Annotated in this window: 17 protein-coding genes and 2 pseudogenes; 10 read left to right on the top strand and 9 right to left on the bottom strand. The window is 64.0% G+C overall.

The annotated features are described in order from the left end of the window. Positions 1-106 precede the first annotated feature (106 nt). Positions 107-1,621 carry an SLC13 family permease gene (locus ACFQDL_RS25920; RefSeq protein WP_379911528.1) on the bottom strand — a complete coding sequence of 505 codons (1,515 nt, stop codon included), beginning with the start codon at positions 1,619-1,621 and terminating at the stop codon, positions 107-109. Positions 1,622-1,740: 119 nt separating this feature from the next. Between ACFQDL_RS25920 and ACFQDL_RS33070 the strand changes: the two genes are divergently transcribed. The 3 genes from ACFQDL_RS33070 (at position 1,741) to ACFQDL_RS25935 (ending at position 3,691) form a co-directional block, all read left to right on the top strand. Beyond that, positions 1,741-2,499, top strand: coding sequence for a lytic transglycosylase domain-containing protein (locus ACFQDL_RS33070; protein ID WP_465263995.1), 759 nt, complete (start codon positions 1,741-1,743; stop codon positions 2,497-2,499). A gap of 140 nt (positions 2,500-2,639) precedes the next feature. Next, entirely contained in the window at positions 2,640-3,251 is a 612-nt protein-coding gene (locus tag ACFQDL_RS25930; protein WP_379911529.1) for an amidohydrolase family protein, read from the top strand. Beyond that, on the top strand, positions 3,248-3,691 hold the full coding sequence (locus ACFQDL_RS25935) for a dihydroorotase (protein WP_379911530.1): 444 nt from the start codon (positions 3,248-3,250) through the stop codon (positions 3,689-3,691). Before ACFQDL_RS25930 ends, ACFQDL_RS25935 begins: the two co-directional genes overlap by 4 nt. 215 nt (positions 3,692-3,906) lie before the next feature. On the opposite strand, the gene ACFQDL_RS25940 is transcribed toward ACFQDL_RS25935, so the two are convergent. The 5 genes and pseudogenes from ACFQDL_RS25940 to ACFQDL_RS25960 all read right to left on the bottom strand — a co-directional run bounded on the left by ACFQDL_RS25940 (position 3,907) and on the right by ACFQDL_RS25960 (position 6,922). After that, the gene (locus ACFQDL_RS25940) at positions 3,907-4,089 is read right to left on the bottom strand and encodes a hypothetical protein (RefSeq protein WP_379911531.1); all 183 of its coding nucleotides are present in this window, start codon (positions 4,087-4,089) and stop codon (positions 3,907-3,909) included. Beyond that, positions 4,056-4,882, bottom strand: a pseudogene (locus tag ACFQDL_RS25945) (serine hydrolase). The gene ACFQDL_RS25940 and the pseudogene ACFQDL_RS25945 overlap by 34 nt, the downstream one beginning before the upstream one ends. Before the next feature lie 80 nt (positions 4,883-4,962). Next, on the bottom strand, positions 4,963-5,169 hold the full coding sequence (locus ACFQDL_RS25950; RefSeq protein WP_379911532.1) for a hypothetical protein: 207 nt from the start codon (positions 5,167-5,169) through the stop codon (positions 4,963-4,965). 95 nt (positions 5,170-5,264) lie between these two features. Continuing rightward, positions 5,265-6,008, bottom strand: a complete 744-nt coding sequence (locus tag ACFQDL_RS25955; RefSeq protein ID WP_379913351.1) for a GGDEF domain-containing protein — start codon at positions 6,006-6,008, stop codon at positions 5,265-5,267. A gap of 23 nt (positions 6,009-6,031) precedes the next feature. Next, entirely contained in the window at positions 6,032-6,922 is an 891-nt protein-coding gene (locus ACFQDL_RS25960; RefSeq protein ID WP_379911533.1) for a hypothetical protein, read from the bottom strand. A gap of 278 nt (positions 6,923-7,200) precedes the next feature. On the opposite strand from ACFQDL_RS25960, the gene ACFQDL_RS25965 reads away from it, so the two are divergent. Continuing rightward, a complete protein-coding gene (locus ACFQDL_RS25965) occupies positions 7,201-7,665 on the top strand; it encodes a ferritin-like domain-containing protein (RefSeq protein ID WP_379911534.1) in 465 nt (154 codons plus the stop codon). A 222-nt stretch (positions 7,666-7,887) separates the two neighbouring features. Here ACFQDL_RS25965 and ACFQDL_RS25970 read toward each other — a convergent pair whose 3' ends face one another. Together ACFQDL_RS25970 and ACFQDL_RS25975 are read right to left on the bottom strand one after the other, a co-directional pair. Beyond that, the gene (locus tag ACFQDL_RS25970) at positions 7,888-8,178 is read right to left on the bottom strand and encodes a hypothetical protein (protein WP_379913353.1); all 291 of its coding nucleotides are present in this window, start codon (positions 8,176-8,178) and stop codon (positions 7,888-7,890) included. Further along, positions 8,064-9,734 carry an ABC transporter transmembrane domain-containing protein gene (locus ACFQDL_RS25975; RefSeq protein WP_379911535.1) on the bottom strand — a complete coding sequence of 557 codons (1,671 nt, stop codon included), beginning with the start codon at positions 9,732-9,734 and terminating at the stop codon, positions 8,064-8,066. Before ACFQDL_RS25975 ends, ACFQDL_RS25970 begins: the two co-directional genes overlap by 115 nt. 43 nt (positions 9,735-9,777) lie before the next feature. On the opposite strand from ACFQDL_RS25975, the gene ACFQDL_RS25980 reads away from it, so the two are divergent. From ACFQDL_RS25980 to msrA, 6 genes and pseudogenes are all read left to right on the top strand, one after another. Next, the gene (locus tag ACFQDL_RS25980) at positions 9,778-10,743 is read left to right on the top strand and encodes a D-2-hydroxyacid dehydrogenase family protein (protein ID WP_379911536.1); all 966 of its coding nucleotides are present in this window, start codon (positions 9,778-9,780) and stop codon (positions 10,741-10,743) included. 179 nt (positions 10,744-10,922) lie between these two features. Next, positions 10,923-12,203, top strand: coding sequence for an MBL fold metallo-hydrolase (locus ACFQDL_RS25985; RefSeq protein ID WP_379911537.1), 1,281 nt, complete (start codon positions 10,923-10,925; stop codon positions 12,201-12,203). A 175-nt stretch (positions 12,204-12,378) separates the two neighbouring features. Next, positions 12,379-13,431 (top strand): transporter substrate-binding domain-containing protein, encoded by a 1,053-nt coding sequence (locus tag ACFQDL_RS25990; protein ID WP_379911538.1) that lies wholly within the window; start codon positions 12,379-12,381, stop codon positions 13,429-13,431. Continuing rightward, a pseudogene (locus ACFQDL_RS25995) lies at positions 13,343-13,603 on the top strand (PAS domain-containing protein); the annotation flags it as partial. The gene ACFQDL_RS25990 and the pseudogene ACFQDL_RS25995, both read left to right, overlap by 89 nt. 103 nt (positions 13,604-13,706) lie before the next feature. After that, complete coding sequence (locus tag ACFQDL_RS26000; protein ID WP_379913355.1) at positions 13,707-14,978, top strand: putative bifunctional diguanylate cyclase/phosphodiesterase; 1,272 nt, start codon at positions 13,707-13,709, stop codon at positions 14,976-14,978. Positions 14,979-15,030: 52 nt separating this feature from the next. Continuing rightward, positions 15,031-15,600 carry a peptide-methionine (S)-S-oxide reductase MsrA gene (msrA, locus tag ACFQDL_RS26005; protein WP_379911539.1) on the top strand — a complete coding sequence of 190 codons (570 nt, stop codon included), beginning with the start codon at positions 15,031-15,033 and terminating at the stop codon, positions 15,598-15,600. A gap of 96 nt (positions 15,601-15,696) precedes the next feature. Here msrA and ACFQDL_RS26010 read toward each other — a convergent pair whose 3' ends face one another. Further along, positions 15,697-16,854: a ribosomal protein uL16 3-hydroxylase gene (locus tag ACFQDL_RS26010; protein ID WP_379911540.1), complete on the bottom strand. Its 1,158-nt coding sequence runs from the start codon at positions 16,852-16,854 to the stop codon at positions 15,697-15,699. Positions 16,855-16,870: the final 16 nt, after the last annotated feature.

Below are 16,870 nucleotides of genomic sequence, written 5' to 3' on the forward strand. Positions count from 1 at the left end.
GACAGGCTAGATCATGCTTACAGGTTAGTTCATGGCCCGAGTCCGGGTTGCCGGCATCGTCGAGGTTTTTCAGTACGTATTGCGTATCAAAAATACCGCCCGAAATTCAAATGCCGAACACCAGGCCGGCCAGCAGGTACATGGCGGCAAAAGTGACGAAGATGGCGATGATATTGAGCCAGAAGCCGGCTTTCACCATATCCGCCAGATGCATCTTGTCATAGGAAAATACGATGGCATTGGGCGGTGTGGCGACCGGCATCATGAAGGCCATCGAGGCGCCGACCGCGACCGGAACCGTCAACAGGCGCGGGTCGAGCCCCAGACCGACCGCGACTGCGCCGAGGATCGGCAGGAAGGTCGCGGTGGATGCGGTATTCGAGGTGATCTCGGTGAGGTAGACGATGGCGGCGGCGACGACCAGTACCAGCAGCCAGGTGCTGATGTCGAAGCTCGCGACCGAGTTGCCGATCCAGTCGGCCAGTCCCGTATTCTTGAAGCCGCCGGCCAGCGCCAGGCCACCGCCGAACAGCAGCAGCACGCCCCAGGGCAGATGAACGGCGGCGGACCAGTCGAGTGCGAATTCGGCGCGGGCGCGGGAAATGGGCCATGCGAAGAGTATCAGCGCTGCCACCAGCGCCACGGTGGTATCGTTGATCGGCAGTCCGGTCAGTGCCACCAACTGGGATCTGAAGATCCAGCCCAGTGCCGCACCGACAAAGACCGAGGCGACCACCTTTTCCGCCCGGCTCATCGCGCCGAGCGCCCGCAGCTCCTGATGGATCACCGCGCCGGCATCGCCGATGCGAATGCGGTGGGACGGAAAGGTGACCCGGGTGAGCAGCAGCCAGGCGGTCGGCAGCATCACCAGCACCACCGGTATGCCGAACGTCATCCAGGTGAAGAAGTCGATACGGATGTCGTAGGTGCTGGCGAGAAAACTCGCGAGCAGCGCATTGGGCGGCGTGCCGATCAGGGTGCCGACGCCGCCGATCGAGGCGCTGTAGGCGATGCCGAGCATCAGGGCGACGCCGAAGTTGCGTATCATCTCCTCGTCGTCGGTCTTGCGCGCAATGAAATCGATCACCGAGAGGCCCACCGCATACATCATGATGGTGGTTGCGGTGTTGGAGATCCACATCGATAGAAAGGCCGTCGCCAGCATGAAGCCGCCGATGACATTGCCGGGGCCGGTGCCGACCACGGCGACGATGCGCAGGGCGATGCGCCGGTGCAGCCCCCAGCGCTGCATGGCCGACGCCAGCAGAAAACCGCCGAGGAACAGGAAGATCAGTGGGTTGGCATAGTTGGCGGCCACCGGTGCCATATCGCCGATGCCATAGAGCGGCATCAGCGGGATCGGCAGCAGTGCCGTTGCCGGGATCGGCACCGCCTCGCCAAGCCACCAGATCACCATCCAGGACGCCATCGAAACCAGGCGCCAGGCTTCAGGTGCCATGCCCTCGGGGGGCGGTAACAGAAACAGCACCAGGGCGATGGCCGGTCCCGCCACCAGGGCGCCGAGGCGCAGGACGGAGAGGGGCTTGGGATCGGTGGGTGCTGTCCCGGGGGCTTGAGTGATCTGATGAGGGGCGAGTTCGGGGTCTTTGCTGTCGCTCATCGCTTTTCCCTGTCGTTTTGCCTGGCAGACAAAGCATAGCAGCCCGACGCAAAGTGGAAATTTGCTGCAGGGTTGGCGGAAAAGCTTGAAAAATTCGCCGGATGGCTGAAACTCAGTGCATGATACTGAAACATGGATTGATTCCCCTGTTCCTGGTGACGGGAACCCTGGCGGCACAGGGATGGGCAGACGAAATCAGGCGTATCACGCACCCCGACGGTCGCGTGGAGTATACCAATGTCGGCTCGCCATCCCGCGGCGAAACGGTGCTCGGCGGCCAGCCGTCCGGTACGGCCATTTACAAGTACCGCAAGGCTGACGGCGTGATCAGCTTCACCGATCAGAAGCCGCGCGGTCACGAGTACGAAATCGTCAGAATCGAGTGCTATGCCTGCAACCCGGCGTCGCGGGTGAACTGGCGCAACACCCGCCTCAATATGACCGCCTATACCGAACTCGTCGTCAGGGCCGCACGGGCCCACGAGGTGGATCCGGCCCTGGTCAGGGCGGTGATCCATGCCGAGTCGGCGTTCAATCCGGCTGCCGTGTCCAAAAAGGGTGCCCAGGGGCTGATGCAGCTGATGCCGGCGACGGCCGCCGAGCTCGGCGTCAATGACGCTCTCGATGCCGAGCAGAATATCCTCGGGGGGTCAGGTATCTGGCCGACCTGCTGCGTGTCTTCAACGGCGACAGTCGGCTCGCCGTCGCCGCCTACAACGCGGGCCCCGGTGCGGTGCGCAAGTATGGCGACGTCCCGCCCTATGCCGAGACCCGCGTTTACGTCGAACGGGTGGCGATTCTGCGCCAGCGCTACCGCAATGCCGGCATTACCTTCTGAGCGGCCCGTCGCGGGCTTTTTCCGCTGGGCAGCAGTATGATTTGGGTGGTGCGGGGGCGCCGTTGCAGGTACCCTTAGCGCGCTGTCGGAACCGTCCCGGCGCCGGGCTGTTGCGGTCCGCAGCGAAGGGCTGCCCGGTTCCGGCCGGCACTCAACCATGCAGTAATTCCAGGGGAGTTCGTGACGATTTTGAACCAACTGCGCATCCGCCGTCCCGATGACTGGCACCTTCATGTGCGTGACGACGCGGTGATGCACCAGGTGTTGCCTGAAAGCACCCGCTGGTTCGGCCGGGCCATTATCATGCCGAATCTGAAGCAGCCGGTCGTGACCACCGCCCAGGCGATCGCCTATCGCGGCCGAATCGAAACTGCGATTCCGGCGGGCGCCATCTTCAAGCCGCTGATGACGCTCTACCTGACCGAACAGACCGATCCGGCCGACGTCCGCGAGGGGTTCACCCGGGGCCATATCGTCGCAGCCAAGCTCTATCCCGCTGGCGCGACCACCAATTCCGCCGCGGGCGTGAAACAGGTCGATAAGATCTTCCCTGTGCTGGCGACCATGGAGGAGATCGGCATGCCGTTGCTGGTGCACGGCGAAGTGGTCGACCCCGAGATCGATATCTTCGACCGGGAGGCGGTCTTTATCGATCGCGTGCTGAGCCGCGTGCGCGAGCGCTTCCCGCGCCTCAAGGTCGTGCTCGAGCATGTGACCACCCGGCAGGGTATCGAGTTCGTGCAGTCCTGCGATGAATTCACCGCCGCCACCATCACCCCCATCACCTGGTGATCAACCGCAACGCCATGCTGGTCGGAGGCATCAAGCCCCATTACTACTGCCTGCCGGTGGCCAAGCGCGAACAACACCGCCTGGCACTCTGCGCCGCTGCGACCTCCGGAGACCGGCGATTCTTTCTGGGTACCGATTCCGCGCCCCATTTACGCTCGGCGAAGGAAACCGCCTGCGGCTGTGCCGGCATCTTCAATGTCCAGGTCTGTCTCGAAACCCTCGCCGCGGTGTTCGAACGGGAGCAGGCGCTGGACCGGCTCGAGGCCTTCACCTCGCTGAACGGACCGGCGTTCTACGGCATGGATGTCAACAGTGACTACCTGGTGCTGGAGAAGAGCGACGCAGCCCTGCCGCTGCCGCCGCCGGTCGAGGCGATGGGGGAAACCATCGAAGTCTTCGATCCGGGCTTTGCGCTGCACTGGCGCGTGCGCGCAGCCTGAGCACGTAGGTTGGAATGACTGCCATGGACGGCGGAAGGCCGCTCCGCGTAAATACCGGTAATGCAGGAGCAATTGCCGGTGATGCCCCGAAGGAGCGAATTCCGACAATAAGCAAGGCGCCGTTGGCGCCTGTGATGGGTTTCGCCGCCGCAACCCGCCCTGGGGAGGGTATGATCAGTACCACTGGCGGCTTTACCCATCCTACTGTCTCACCCTTATTTGGCCAGTAGCAGCGCGGTCTTGCGACGCTCGTAATCCCGGGCGGCACCGGCGATCTTGCCACCGTCGCCGGTCTGGAGCCATTGGCGGATGCGGCCGGCATCGCCGACCGGGGTGCGCTTGCCGAACGAATCCAGCATCACCATCACCACTTCGCGGTTGCCGACATCGGCGACCATGACCAGCAGCGGCCGGCTTCGTCGAGATAGCCGGTCTTGCTGATGGAGATATCCCAGCCGCCACCGCGCACCAGCGGGTTGGTGTTGGTGTAGCCCAGACGATAGCGGGGGCGGCTGAAATTGGCGGTGAACACCTTGGTTGTGCTGTAGTCGCGAATCGCCGGATAACGTGCCGCCGCGCGCACCAGGCGGCTCAGGTCGGCGGCCGTCGACACATTCTCCGGTGACAGGCCGCTGGGGCCGACGAAGCGGCTGCGGCTCATGCCCAGTTCCCGCGCCTTGGCGTTCATCGCCGCGACGAAGGCGTCGAAGCCCCCGGATAGCTCGTCGCGAGGGCTGTCGCCGCCAGGTTTTCCGAGGACATCAGCATGATGCGCAACAGATCGTCGCGACTGAGTTCGGAGCCGGTTCGAATGCGGGAGTAGTAGTTGTGGGCCAGCTTGCGATCGCGCTTGGTGATGCGGATCCTTTCGTCCATAGGCTGCTTGGCTTCAAGAATGACGATGGCCGTCATCAGCTTGGTGATGGACGCGATCGAGACGACCAGGCCGTCATTCTTGGCGACCAGGGGCTCGCCGCTTTTCAGGTCGACCACCGAGGCGCTGACGGAGGCGAGCGCCAGTCTGGTCTCCTGTTTTTCATGGGCCGGCGCGAGCGGGGAGAAAATCAGTGCGGATGCCAGTAGAAGCCGGGCAAAGGGGTGTATGCGTTTTGGTTTCATGATGTCGGTAACGGGTTGATTCAGAGGATCCGGGCGCTCGCATGATACAGGAGGCACCCGGCCCCCTGCCATGGCAATCAGTTCACGGCATGGGCTTGCATAACGAAAAAGCCTTATTATTTCAGTTTCTTAAGCCGGCGGTCCTGGCTGGCTCAGGCATCTTCCTCATGCATCATGCCGTCGACCAGCTCCATCTTCTCGATCAGGTCGTCGTCGTGCCGCGCGAGGCGGTAGCTGCCGTTGAGCATGTTGATCAGGTAGATGCTGCTGCCGTCGCGTGCCCCGAGTGCCTCGATGACGTCCGCAGGCAACTCGACCCCGAGGCCGTCGCCGACCGGGCGCAGTGTCAGTTCAATCATGATTCTGTCCTTCTTTGGCGGTTCCTCTTCCAAGTGTAGACGGCAGAGGTCGTGCGCAGGGGCGATGGCGGGTGGCACAGGGGGCCGTACCCGCATCAGCGGGACTGCAGCCGGACAGGGCCGCGCTGCCGGTAGTGGCTGACCCGGTTGCGGCCGCCTTCCTTGGCTTCGTAGAGCGCGAGGTCGGCCCGCAGCAGGATGGTTTCCAGGTCATCGCCGTCGTCGTAAAGGTAGGTGCCGGCGCTGATGCTGAACGGCACCGGTATGCCATCGTGCCCGTCGACATGGCAGCTGGTTGCGACCGCCGCGCGAATGCGCTCGCTGAGGAGCTCCAGGGCCGGCCCATCGCACTGTTGCAGCAGCATCAGAAACTCGTCGCCGCCCCAGCGCGCGGCGCTGTCATAGGGCCTTATAATCGAACGGATGAGTCGGGACACCTTGATCAGGGCTTCGTCGCCCCGCTTGTGCCCGTGCTGGTCGTTGATGTCCTTGAAGCGATCGAGGTCGAGCCAGACGATGCCGAAACGGCTGTTGTTCCGGCCGGCCCGGCTGATCTCTGCCTCGAGTCGCTCGGTCATGCCGCGACGGTTGAGAAGTTCCGTCAGCGGGTCGGTCTTGGTCAGGTGATCGAGGGCCTCGGTGCGCTCCCGTACCTTCTCCTCGAGGCTGTGACGGGACTCCTGCACCGATTGCCGCATGGTCCTGAAATGGGCGACGAGACGGCCGATCTCGTCGTCCCGCGCCGGCGGCAGCGACTGTTCGGAATAATCGCCTTTCTCGACCTGACGCATGGCTCCGGCCAGGCGCTCAAGTGGCCGCAGAATGCTTCGCCCGAGCATCAGATTGAACAACAGCAGCGCGATCAGCAGTGTTGCGCCGTAGACCAGCAGGATATCGCCGAAGAGGCTGAACGGCAGCAGTACCTCGAGATCGAGGAGGGTGATCTCGTACCAGTCGATTTCGGGAATGTAGGCGATGCCGGCCAGGTAGCGCTTGTCCTCGACGTGTACGAAGCGGGTGATGACCCGGCTGTCCAGGGTCTCGAGTTCCTGCATCGCCGCCCGTACGGCGGTCCGGTCCGACGGCCTTTCAAACAGACGCTCGAGGCCGTTCTGCGGGTTGCCGTTGCTGGAGATGGTCGCGAAGTCGATGAGGCTCTGGTCGCGATACAGCTGTATCGCCCCTGGTGGTCGACAAAGAGACTGGTGATACCGGGCGTCCGTTCGTCGACTACCTTTTCGAGGAACTGCGTCAGGTCGAGGCCCGTACCCACCACCCCGAGAATCTGCTGGCCGTCACGCAGCAGCACGTCGATCCAGAGTTTGGTGACCCCGAGGGGGATATCGGGATTGACGTTCAGGTGCATGTCGCGCTGCTGCTCGATAATGTCGTAGAACCAGCTGTCGGCCGGTTTGTCCGGGTCCAGCACGTAGCGAAACTCGCGCCCGGCATATTCGTTGTCGGCATTGTTGTGGTAGTAGCGGCCGGACTCCAGCAGGGCGACGAAATAGCTTCTGTCGGCAAAGTTGAGACGAAAATTCTCCATCTCGGTCATGGCACGCGCCGTCAGCGCTTCGTCATCCGGATCCCGGGCCCACTCGCGGATCTGCTGCGAGTCGGCGAACTGGCGCGACAGCGCTATCTCGCGAATGATGGGCTGCAGGGCGCGGGACTTGTCGTAGAGCACCTGCTTTTCGGCGTACCGGATGGCCCACTGTTCGATGATATCTTCGGCCAGCAAGCGAACCGACACCCAGACCGCCATCCCGGAAAGGACGAACAGGAGCATCGTAAGCAGGAGAAAACGCGGTTTGAGTTTCATGATTCCGTTCATGTCCGAGGCTGTCCCTAGGTATCAGAATACCACCATTTCCAAGGCCGGGGACATAGATGGAAATATCGGAAAGCGTCGCCGGGCATCGGCTGCGGAATCCTCCTTGTCTATACTCTCGGTACCGCCTTGCGGCAGGCCGTGGGGCGGCAGGTAAATCCAACCGATAACGGGGTGCCGATGCGCCCGGGATCAAGACAATGTCAGAATTGGACAAGAGTCAGGTCGTCGATGTACTGAACCGCATACTCGAAGCCGAGTTGGCGGGCGTGGTGCGTTATACCCATTATTCGTTGCTGGTATTCGGCTACGGCCGCATACCGATCGTGTCCTGGTTGCGGGAGCAGGCCGACGAATCGTTGCTGCATGCTCAGCAGGTGGGGGAGTGGATCACCACCCTGGGCGCCTATCCGTCGCTGGAGATTGGCCGCCTGCTCGACTCGCACAAGACCGACATAGGCGCCATTCTGCGCGAGTCGCTGGAGGCCGAAGGCGAGGCGCTGGCGCTTTACCGCGAACTGCTGTCGCTGGTCGAGGGGCGCTCGGTGGCACTGGAGGAATTCACCCGCCAGATGATCCAGACCGAGGTGATGCACCAGGCCGACGTCGACAAGATGCTGCGCAAGCCCGGCGAAGTGTCGTCCTTCTGCAAGGAATCTATTTAGACAGTAAACGGTAAAAGCAGTGAACAGCGGGTAGGATGGATTAGCCGCCATTGGCATTGTCTGTGCGTTTACCAAGGGAGTTTACCGGCGGCGTAACCCGTCATAGGCGCCCTTGGCGCCTTGCTTTCGGTCCGCAGGTCGTTGACCGGGAAATGGACGGGGTAGGTGACGTGCAGAACAAGGCGGTCGCCCTGGGCCAGGGTGTCGATGCGTCGCTAACATCTACGGCTCAACTTCAAACTGCAGCCGTGCCAGGCGGGCGTAAAGTTCGCTGCTTTGAAGCAGCTGCCGGTGGCTGCCGAGGGCTTCGAGGCGGCCCCGGTTCAATACGGCGATACGGTCGGCGCTCTGGACCGTGGCGAGACGGTGGGCGATGACCAGGGTCGTGCGTCCGCGCATTAGCCGCTCCAGCGCCAGCTGAACCGCGTGCTCGCTTTCGGCATCGAGGGCGCTGGTGGCTTCGTCGAGTAGCAGTATCGGGGCGTCGGCGAGGATCGCGCGGGCGATGGCCAGGCGCTGTTTCTGGCCGCCGGAGAGTCCGCTGCCGGCGTCTCCCAGTCGCGTGCCATACCCTGCGGCAGCGCCTCGATAAAGTCGTGGGCATTGGCCGCCTTCGCCGCGGCGACGAGGTCCGCATCGACGACCCCTGGCTTGCCGTAACGCAGGTTATCCTCGATCGTGCCGTAGAACAGCACCGGCGACTGGGACACCAGGGCAAAGCAGCGGCGCAGCCTGTCCGGCTCGAGCTGTCGGATATCGATGCCTTCGAGACGTATCTCCCCGTCGCCGCAGTCGTAGAAACGCAGCAGCAGGTCGAACAGGGTCGACTTGCCAGCGCCCGAAGGGCCCACCAGCGCCAGGGTTTCCCCCGGTCGAACGTCGAGGCTGAGGTGGTCGATCGCCGGCGGTTCCGGGCGGGACGGGTAGGCAAAACTGACATTCTCGAGCTGCAGCCTGCCCGAGACCCGGTCCGGCAGCTGTCGCAGACCGGCGCGGGGCGGGAGAATCTCGTTGCGGGCCGACAGCAGCTCGACCAGGCGTTCGGCGGCGCCGGCGGCGCGCTGCAGCTCGCCGATCACTTCGCTGACAGCGCCCACCGCCGCCCCCACGATCACGCTGTAGAACACGAAGGCGGCCAGCTCCCCGGCGCTGATGCGGCCGGAGACCACATCGAGACCGCCGACCCAGAGCATCAGCCCCACGGCGCCCAGTACCAGCACGATCACGACGGTAATCAGCAGGCCGCGCTGCACGGTCCGGCGGATCGCGACGGCGAACGCCTGCTCCACAAAGGCGCCGAAGCGCGACTTGTCGAGATCCTGGTGGTTGTAGGCCTGCACGGTCTTGATCTGTCCCAGCACCTCGCCGACATAGGCGCCGATATCCGCCACCCGATCCTGGCTGTGGCGGGACAGGCGGCGTACGCGGCGGCCGAAGAGCAGGATCGGCGCCACCACCAGGGGCACCGACAGCAGCACCAGGGCCGAGAGCCTGACATTGGTCAGAAACAGCCAGACGATGCCGCCGGCCAGCAGGATCAGGTTGCGCAGTGCGACCGACAGCGACGAACCAATGACGGCCTGCAGCAGCGTGGTATCGGCGGTGAGGCGGGACTGGATCTCGAGTCCCCGGTTGGTTTCGAAAAAGCCCGGGTGCAGCTCGATCAGGTGTTCGAAGACCCGGCGTCGAATATCGGCGACGACCCGCTCGCCGAGCCAGGTGACCCAGTAATAGCGGGCAAAGGTGCCGCCGGCAAGGGCCACTACCAGCAGCAGGAAAAGCTGTACGTACAGACCCAGGCGCTCGGCGGAGCCGGTCACCAGCCCCTCGTCGATGATCAGGCGTACCCCCTGTCCGATCGACAGCGTGACGCCTGCGGTGAACATCAGCGCAAGCAGCGCGTAAAGTACCTGACGGCGATAGGGCCGCACAAAGCGGACTATGGTTCTGATCGGTTGCCAGCGCGGCTCGGCTGTTGTCGACATCGAGGCATCTTCCGGATAAGAATGCAGGCAGCTTAGCGGTGGCGCCGGTTCGCTGGCAAACACCGGGGTCAGATTCCCGGTCACGGCGCCATTCCCCTTGTAACCGGCACCCAGAGGAGCTGTTGCCGTGAAAATCGCGATTCCGGACGACTATCAGTCCGTCATACCCGGGCTGGACTGTTTCTCGCTGTTGCAGGGCTTCGAGGTCCTGACCTGGAACGACAGCGTCGATGATATCGATACCCTCGCCGCACGCTTCGCCGGCGCCGATGCTCTGGTGCTGACACGCGAACGCACGCGCATCGACGGGGCCCTGCTGGAACGCCTGCCCGGTCTGCGGCTGATCAGTCAGACCGGCAAGGTGTCGGAACATATCGACGTCGGCGCCTGCAGCCGGCACGGCGTTGCCATTGCCGAGGGTGTGGGTTCGCCGGTCGCGCCGGCGGAGCTGACCTGGGCCCTGATCATGGCGTCCATGAGACGGCTGGTGCCGGCGGTCGAGTCGATGAAGAGGGGACGCTGGCAGACCAATATCGGCGACTGTCTTGCCGGCAAGACCCTGGGTATCTGGGGCTACGGCAAGATCGGTCAGCGGATCGCGCGCTTCGCCCGTGCCTTCGACATGGAGGTGCTGGTGTGGGGCCGGGACGGATCGCTTCGGCGGGCCCGGGAGGACGGCCTGGCGCTTGCAGGGAGCCGCGAGCGGCTGTTCGAGCTGGCCGATGTGGTGAGCCTGCATTTGAGACTGAACGACGAAACCCGCGGCATCGTGCGTTACCGGGATCTGGCGCGGATGAAACCCGAAGCGCTGTTCGTCAACACCAGCCGGGCCGAGCTGGTCGCACCCGGTGCATTGCGCCGAGCCCTGCAGGACGGTCGCCCGGGACGTGCCGCCCTGGATGTGTACGAACAGGAGCCGCTTACCGATCCGCATCACTGGGCGCTGACGAACGGCCAGGTGCTTTGCACGCCCCATCTGGGCTATGTCGAACGCCAGAGCTACGAGCTCTATTTCGGCACGGCGTTTCAGAATCTCGTCAATTTTTTTGCCGGTCATCCGACGGGCATCCTCAATCCCGAAGTACTCGGCTGACAGCGGAGGTGAACGGTTGCGCGGTTGCGGCCGGTCAGGCGGCCGCTACGCCCCTGACGCACAGCTGGACTAAGCTGTAGCCAGAATGACGAAGAGGAAACGGCGATGAAGATCACCTTTCTGGGGGGACCGAAACCGTCACCGGGTCGAAATTTCTGGTCAGCAGCGGTGATACCCAGGTGCTGGTGGACTGCGGGCTTTTCCAGGGCTACAAATGGTTGCGCGAGCGTAACTGGCAGGGCCTGTCGCTGGACCGTGACCGGCTCGATGCGGTGGTGTTGACACACGCGCATCTCGATCATTCCGGCTATGTACCCGTGCTTTATCGCGATGGCTATCGCGGGCCCGTCTACTGCCACGAGGGCACCCGTCAGCTGTGCGGGGTGTTGCTGCCGGACAGCGGCCACCTGCAGGAGGAGGATGCGCGCTTCTACGAGCGTCACCGTATCGGCCGCCACCCCCATCCCGAGCCCCTCTACGACCAGCGATGCGCGGAGCGCTGTCTCGACCTGCTGCGTCCGGTCGAGTTCGGCCAGCGCTTTCAGGTCGGTTCGATGCGCATCGAGCTTCATCCGGTCGGGCATATTCTCGGGGCGGGCTGCGTGATCGTCGAGGCGGAGGGCAAACGTATCGGCTTTTCCGGTGACGTCGGGCGGCCCGACGACCTCTTCATGCGCGCACCCGAACCGCTGCCGCCGCTGGATCTGCTGATGCTCGAATCGACCTATGGCAATCGTCGCCACGAGCCTGGCGACCCATTCGATCAGCTGGAGGCGGTGGTCAACGAAACCGCCGGAAGCGGCGGTGTCCTGCTGATCCCGAGTTTCGCCGTCGGCCGGGCCCAGGTGCTGCAGCACATGCTGGCCCGCCTGATGGACGAGGGGCGCATACCGAAACTGCCGGTATTCCTCGACAGCCCGATGGCGATAGACGTCTCCGATATCTACTGGCGTTTTCACACCGAGCACCGGCTGACGAAAGCGGACTGCCAGAGGCTCTGCCGGCTGGTGAAATACGTGCAGTCGGTGGACGGATCCCGGGCGCTCAACGAGCTGACCTATCCCCATATCATTATCGCCGGCAGCGGCATGGTTACGGGCGGCCGTATCCTGCATCATCTCAAGCGCCTGTTACCGGATCACCGTACGACCGTATTGCTGACCGGCTATCAGGCCGGCGGTACCCGGGGCGCCAAAATGGAGCAGGGGGTCGAGAGCGTCCGTATTCATGGCGAGTGGGTCGAGAACCGTGCGCGACTGCGGGTTCTGCACGGGCTGTCCGGTCATGCCGACTTCGTGCAGCTGGGTGACTGGCTCAAGGCGTCGGCGCTGAAACCGGATACCGCCATCCGCCTTGTGCACGGCGAGCCCGAGGCGCTGGAGGCGATGCGGGACTACCTGCGTCGAACCAGCAGGTTTAATGTCGAGGTGGCCGGGTACCGTCATATACTGACGCTTTGAACGGTCGCCGCACCGGGTTTTGAGCGCGCACGGGCAGGATGGCCTTTTGTTTCGGTCGCCACTGCCGTTAATATGCTTCTGGTCCGCATAATCGCGAGGCTGGCGGGGACCGTCGCGTTGTCGGCGGCCAGGGTCATCGACGGCTTGCTGCCGGCCCGTATTCAAGGAAGGAATCATGCCCCGGACCGATCGTTCCCGCATCCGTCGTTACGCAACCCTCTGGAGCTGCGCCGCGCTGATGGCGGGGGTGGCCCTGGCCGGTGCGGCCGGTACCCCGTCTGCGGTCCGCGAGGTGCGGGTCGGTGTCTACGAAAACGAGCCCAAGATCCTGACGGATGAAAACGGCGACGCCTCGGGCATTCTGGGCGAACTGCTGACAGAGGTCGCATTGCGGGAGCGCTGGGCGTTGCAACCGGTCGGCTGCGAGTGGAGCCGTTGTCTGGCGCTGCTCGAGGCCGGTGAAATCGACCTGCTGCCCGATGTGGCCTGGAGCGAGCAGCGCGATCAGGTGATGGATTTTCACAAGGTGCCTTCGCTCTACAGCTGGTCGGCGCTGTACCGGCATCCGGACATCCGCCTGGATTCGGTACTGGATCTGCAGGGGCTGCGCGTGGCGGTCCTCGGCGGCTCGATCCAGCAGGGCTATCTGCAGTCCATGCTCGAGAGCTTCAATATCGACGCCGAATGGGTACCGGTTCAGAGTCCGCGCGACGGTTTTGCGCGGGTCGCCGATGGCGACGCCGATGCGGTGGTCGGCAGCCGGCATTTTGGCGAGTTCGTGGTTTCGGACTACGGGCTGCGGGTCACTCCGGTGATCTTTCAGCCGGTCAAGCTCTACTACGCGACGGCAGATGGCCGCAATGGCGAGCTGCTTGCAGCGCTCGACAACTACCTGCAGAGCTGGACCCGCGACCCCGGTTCGGTCTATTTCCGCATCCTGGAACGCTGGGGCGACAGGCAACCGTTGATCGTGCTGCCGTCCTGGGCCCGCTGGGGCCTGGCGTCCCTGAGCCTGATGCTGATGTTCACCCTTGCCGGTGTGGCGCTGTTGCGCTGGCAGGTGAGGAAAAAGCCGTCGGCTGGTGTCCAGCGAACAGAAGCACTCGGCGATCCTCAACAGTGTCGAGGCGGCGATCTTCATCAAGGATTCGGATCTTCGCTATCGCTATGGCAACCGTCACCTCAGCACGCTGTTCGGCCGTCCGCTGGACGAGATTATCGGCCGTAGCGACTTCGATTTTTTCCCGTCGGACAAGGCGCAGGCGCTGCGCTCGGCCGATCTGCAGGTGCTGCACAAGGGGGAGCGTGTCGTCAGCGAGTTGCATCTGGCCGGCTCCGACGATGCCGCCGTCAGGACCTTCCTGTCGTCCAGAATTCCGCTGCGCGATGATGCCGGCAACGTGACATCCCTCTGCGGCATCGCCACCGATATAACGGCGCACAAGCAGAATCTCGAAGAGATACACCAGCTCGCCTTCTATGACCCCCTGACCGGGCTGCCCAATCGCCGCCTGCTGCTCGACCGGCTGGAGCATGCGCTGGCGACGAGATCCCGGCATCATCAGGATGGCGCCCTGCTTTTCATCGACCTCGACAACTTCAAGAACCTTAACGATACGCTGGGACATGATATGGGCGACCTGTTGCTGCAGCAGGTTGCCCGGCGCCTCCGGGAGCAGACGCGCGAGATCGATACCCTGGCACGACTGGGGGGACGAATTCGTGCTGATGGCCGAGGGACTCGCCAGTAAACCCGGGGAGGCCATGCACCAGGCCGAACTGGTCGCCGAGAAGGTGATAGGCCTGCTCGCTGAGCCCTACCTCCTGCCGGGGCGGGAGTACAGCGGCGGCGCCAGTATCGGCGTGACGTTGTTCTCCGATGGCGACGACACCGTTGAGGAGTTGCTCAAGCGTGCCGACCTGGCGATGTACAAGGCCAAGTCCGCGGGCCGCAACCGGGTGCGCTTCTTCAATCCGCAGATGCAGGAGGAAGTGACCGCGCGGGCGAACCTGGAGGCCGATATGCGCCGCGGACTGAGGGAGCGGCAGTTCTATGTCGAGTTCCAGCCGGTGGTCGATGCATCGGGTAACGTGACCGGTGCCGAAGTGCTGGTGCGATGGCGCCACCCTAAAAAAGGTGTCATCTCACCCGCGGACTTCATCCCGGTGGCCGAGGCGACCGGTCTGATACTGCCGCTGGGGCGCTGGATACTCGAGAGCGCCTGTCAGCAACTGGTCGCCTGGTCCCGGGATCCGCGGCTGGGACGGCTGAAACTGGCGGTGAATATCAGCGCCAGCCAGTTCCACCATCCGGAGTTTGTTCGGGATGTCATCGAGGTGCTGGCGGACACCGGCGCCGACCCGCGGCTGCTGGAGCTGGAGCTGACGGAAAGTCAGCTGGTCGAGGATGCGGAGGCGATGATCGTCAACATGAACCGGCTGCGGGACCAGGGTGTTCGCTTCTCCCTCGACGACTTCGGCACCGGCTATTCGTCGCTGAGCTACCTCAAGCGGCTGCCGCTGGATCACCTCAAGATCGACCAGTCCTTCGTCCGTGATCTGCTGGTGGACCCGAACGATGCAGCCATCGTCAGGACCGTCATCGCCCTGGGCCGGAGTCTCGACCTGGAGGTTATCGCCGAGGGCGTCGAGAACGATGCGCAGTGGCAGTCGCTGCAGGCACTGGGTTGCGATCTCTATCAGGGATACCTGTTCAGTCGCCCCGTCGCGGTAGAGGTTCTGCAGCAGCTGTGCCGGCAGCGAGGGTCCGACTGAACGGTAGCGGCGCCGGCCAGTCAGAAGAGACAGGCCCCGAGGGAGAATACCGATGCCAGTCCGGACCCTGTTGCTGCTCTTTCTGCTTTCCCTGTTCCCCGGCGTTGTCGCGCATGCGGACCGGGCGCTCTTCGCGGGCGGCTGTTTCTGGTGCATGGAGCAGGCGTTTCAGGAGCTGCCGGGTGTCACCTCGGTGGTTTCGGGCTTTACCGGCGGCCGCCTCGAGAATCCGACCTACGAGGGCAATCACGAGGGGCATCTCGAAGCGGTCGAGGTCGTATTCGATGCGCAGCGCATCGACTATCGCCAGTTGCTGTCGGTGTTCTGGCGCAATATAGACCCTTTCGACGACGGCGGGCAGTTCTGCGACAGGGGGCCGAGCTACCGCAGTGCGATCTTCGTCCTCGATGCGTCGCAGCGCCGGCTGGCCGAAGCGTCCAGGCACGAGGTCGAAGCCCGCTTTCCGGACCGGCAAGTGGTGACCCCGGTGCGCGATGCCGGCCCCTTCTATCCGGTGAAGGCCTATCATCAGGACTATTACCTCAAGAACCCGATCCGCTATCGTTTCTACAAGGCCAGCTGCGGCCGTTCTGCCCGGCTGCACGAGGTCTGGGGGCGTTGACCGGCCGGGTCTCGCGTCCTGTCCCGGGGACCTTGCCCCGCCGACCGCCGATGGCGGCCGGCGGGGCGGTGCCGGGCATCAAGGCCGCCCGGGGCTTCAGGGCTCGTCGGCGTAGAGTACGCCCTGGTTGATCAGCGCGGTCAGCAGGTCGATGGCGAAGTCGCGGTTGTCGGCATCGCCGAGATCGAGGCCTCCGCCATCGCAGATGCTCATGAACAGCGGTCCCTGGCGGGCATCGCCCTCATAGGCCTGGCCATCGGCGAACAGCTGCCAGCGCTCGCCGTTGCGGCGCCATGCCAGGCGCGCGCCTTCGTTGCGGCTCAGGCTGCCGCCGGACGCCAGAAACGCCAGCAGCTCTTCCCGGTCTGCCGGTGTCTCGGGCGCCTGTTCGAGTTCGGGGTACTTGGGTTCGGTCATATAGCGGCCGAACCAGTCGCCGAGCAGGTCTTCGTCCCTGCAGTAGCGTTCCAGCAGGGTACGCAGGCGCAAAATGGCATCCGGCCCGATCTCGCCGGCCCGCTCGGGCAGCTGCAGATCGGGGTCCCGGTAGCGGTCTTCACCGGTGAGGCGCTCGCCGACAAAATCGGTGAAGTGGCGCATGATCTCGCCATGGGACGGGGCCCGGAAGCCGACCGAATAGGTGATGCAGTCATCGCCGATGGCGAAGCCGTTGTGGCCCACCTGGGGCGGCACGTAGAGCATGTCGCCGGGCTCCAGGGTCCAGGCCTCCTCGGCCTGCCACTCGGGCAGTATCATCACCGGTGCGTCCTTGCGCCGCGGCGAGTGCTGGTCGAAGCGTCCGCCGATCTCCCAGCGGCGCCGGCCCGATGCCTGGATCAGGAAAACGTCATAGTTGTCGTAGTGGGGGCCGACACCGCCGCCGTCGACGGCGTAGCTGACCATCAGGTCGTCGCGGCGCCAGCTCGGAATGAAGTCGAACTGGGCCATCAGCTCTGCAGCCTCCGGCACCCAGTGGTCGACCGCCTGGACCAGCAGGGTCCAGTGGGACGGCGGCAGCGTAGCGAAATCGGCCTCGTCGAAAGGACCCTGACGCAGTGCCCAGTCATCGTTGTCGGGCGACTGCACGACGAGACGGGACTCGACATCCTCTTCGCAGGCGAGGCCCGCCAGCTCGTCCGGCTCAATCACCGGCTGCAGATCGGGGAAGGCCTGGCGGATCAGCAGCGGTTTTTTCTGCCAGTATTCGGCGAGAAAACGTTCGGGCGTGAGTTCGCCCAGGTTCAGAATGTTCATCGGGTCCTGTGGAATT

The sequence above is a fragment of the Marinobacterium aestuariivivens genome, from assembly GCF_042661465.1.
GTDB classification, from domain to species: Bacteria; Pseudomonadota; Gammaproteobacteria; order Pseudomonadales; family Balneatricaceae; genus Marinobacterium_A; species Marinobacterium_A aestuariivivens.

Coding starts and splice junctions, on each gene's coding strand:
- ACFQDL_RS33070 (WP_465263995.1), top strand. CDS start 1,741: ATGATACTGAAACATGGATTGATTCCCCTGTTCCTGGTGACGGGAACC.
- ACFQDL_RS25940 (WP_379911531.1), bottom strand. CDS start 4,089: ATGGTCGCCGATGTCGGCAACCGCGAAGTGGTGATGGTGATGCTGGAT.
- ACFQDL_RS25920 (WP_379911528.1), bottom strand. CDS start 1,621: ATGAGCGACAGCAAAGACCCCGAACTCGCCCCTCATCAGATCACTCAA.
- ACFQDL_RS25990 (WP_379911538.1), top strand. CDS start 12,379: ATGCCCCGGACCGATCGTTCCCGCATCCGTCGTTACGCAACCCTCTGG.
- ACFQDL_RS26010 (WP_379911540.1), bottom strand. CDS start 16,854: ATGAACATTCTGAACCTGGGCGAACTCACGCCCGAACGTTTTCTCGCC.
- ACFQDL_RS25950 (WP_379911532.1), bottom strand. CDS start 5,169: ATGATTGAACTGACACTGCGCCCGGTCGGCGACGGCCTCGGGGTCGAG.
- ACFQDL_RS25955 (WP_379913351.1), bottom strand. CDS start 6,008: ATGCTCGGGCGAAGCATTCTGCGGCCACTTGAGCGCCTGGCCGGAGCC.
- msrA (WP_379911539.1), top strand. CDS start 15,031: ATGCCAGTCCGGACCCTGTTGCTGCTCTTTCTGCTTTCCCTGTTCCCC.
- ACFQDL_RS25965 (WP_379911534.1), top strand. CDS start 7,201: ATGTCAGAATTGGACAAGAGTCAGGTCGTCGATGTACTGAACCGCATA.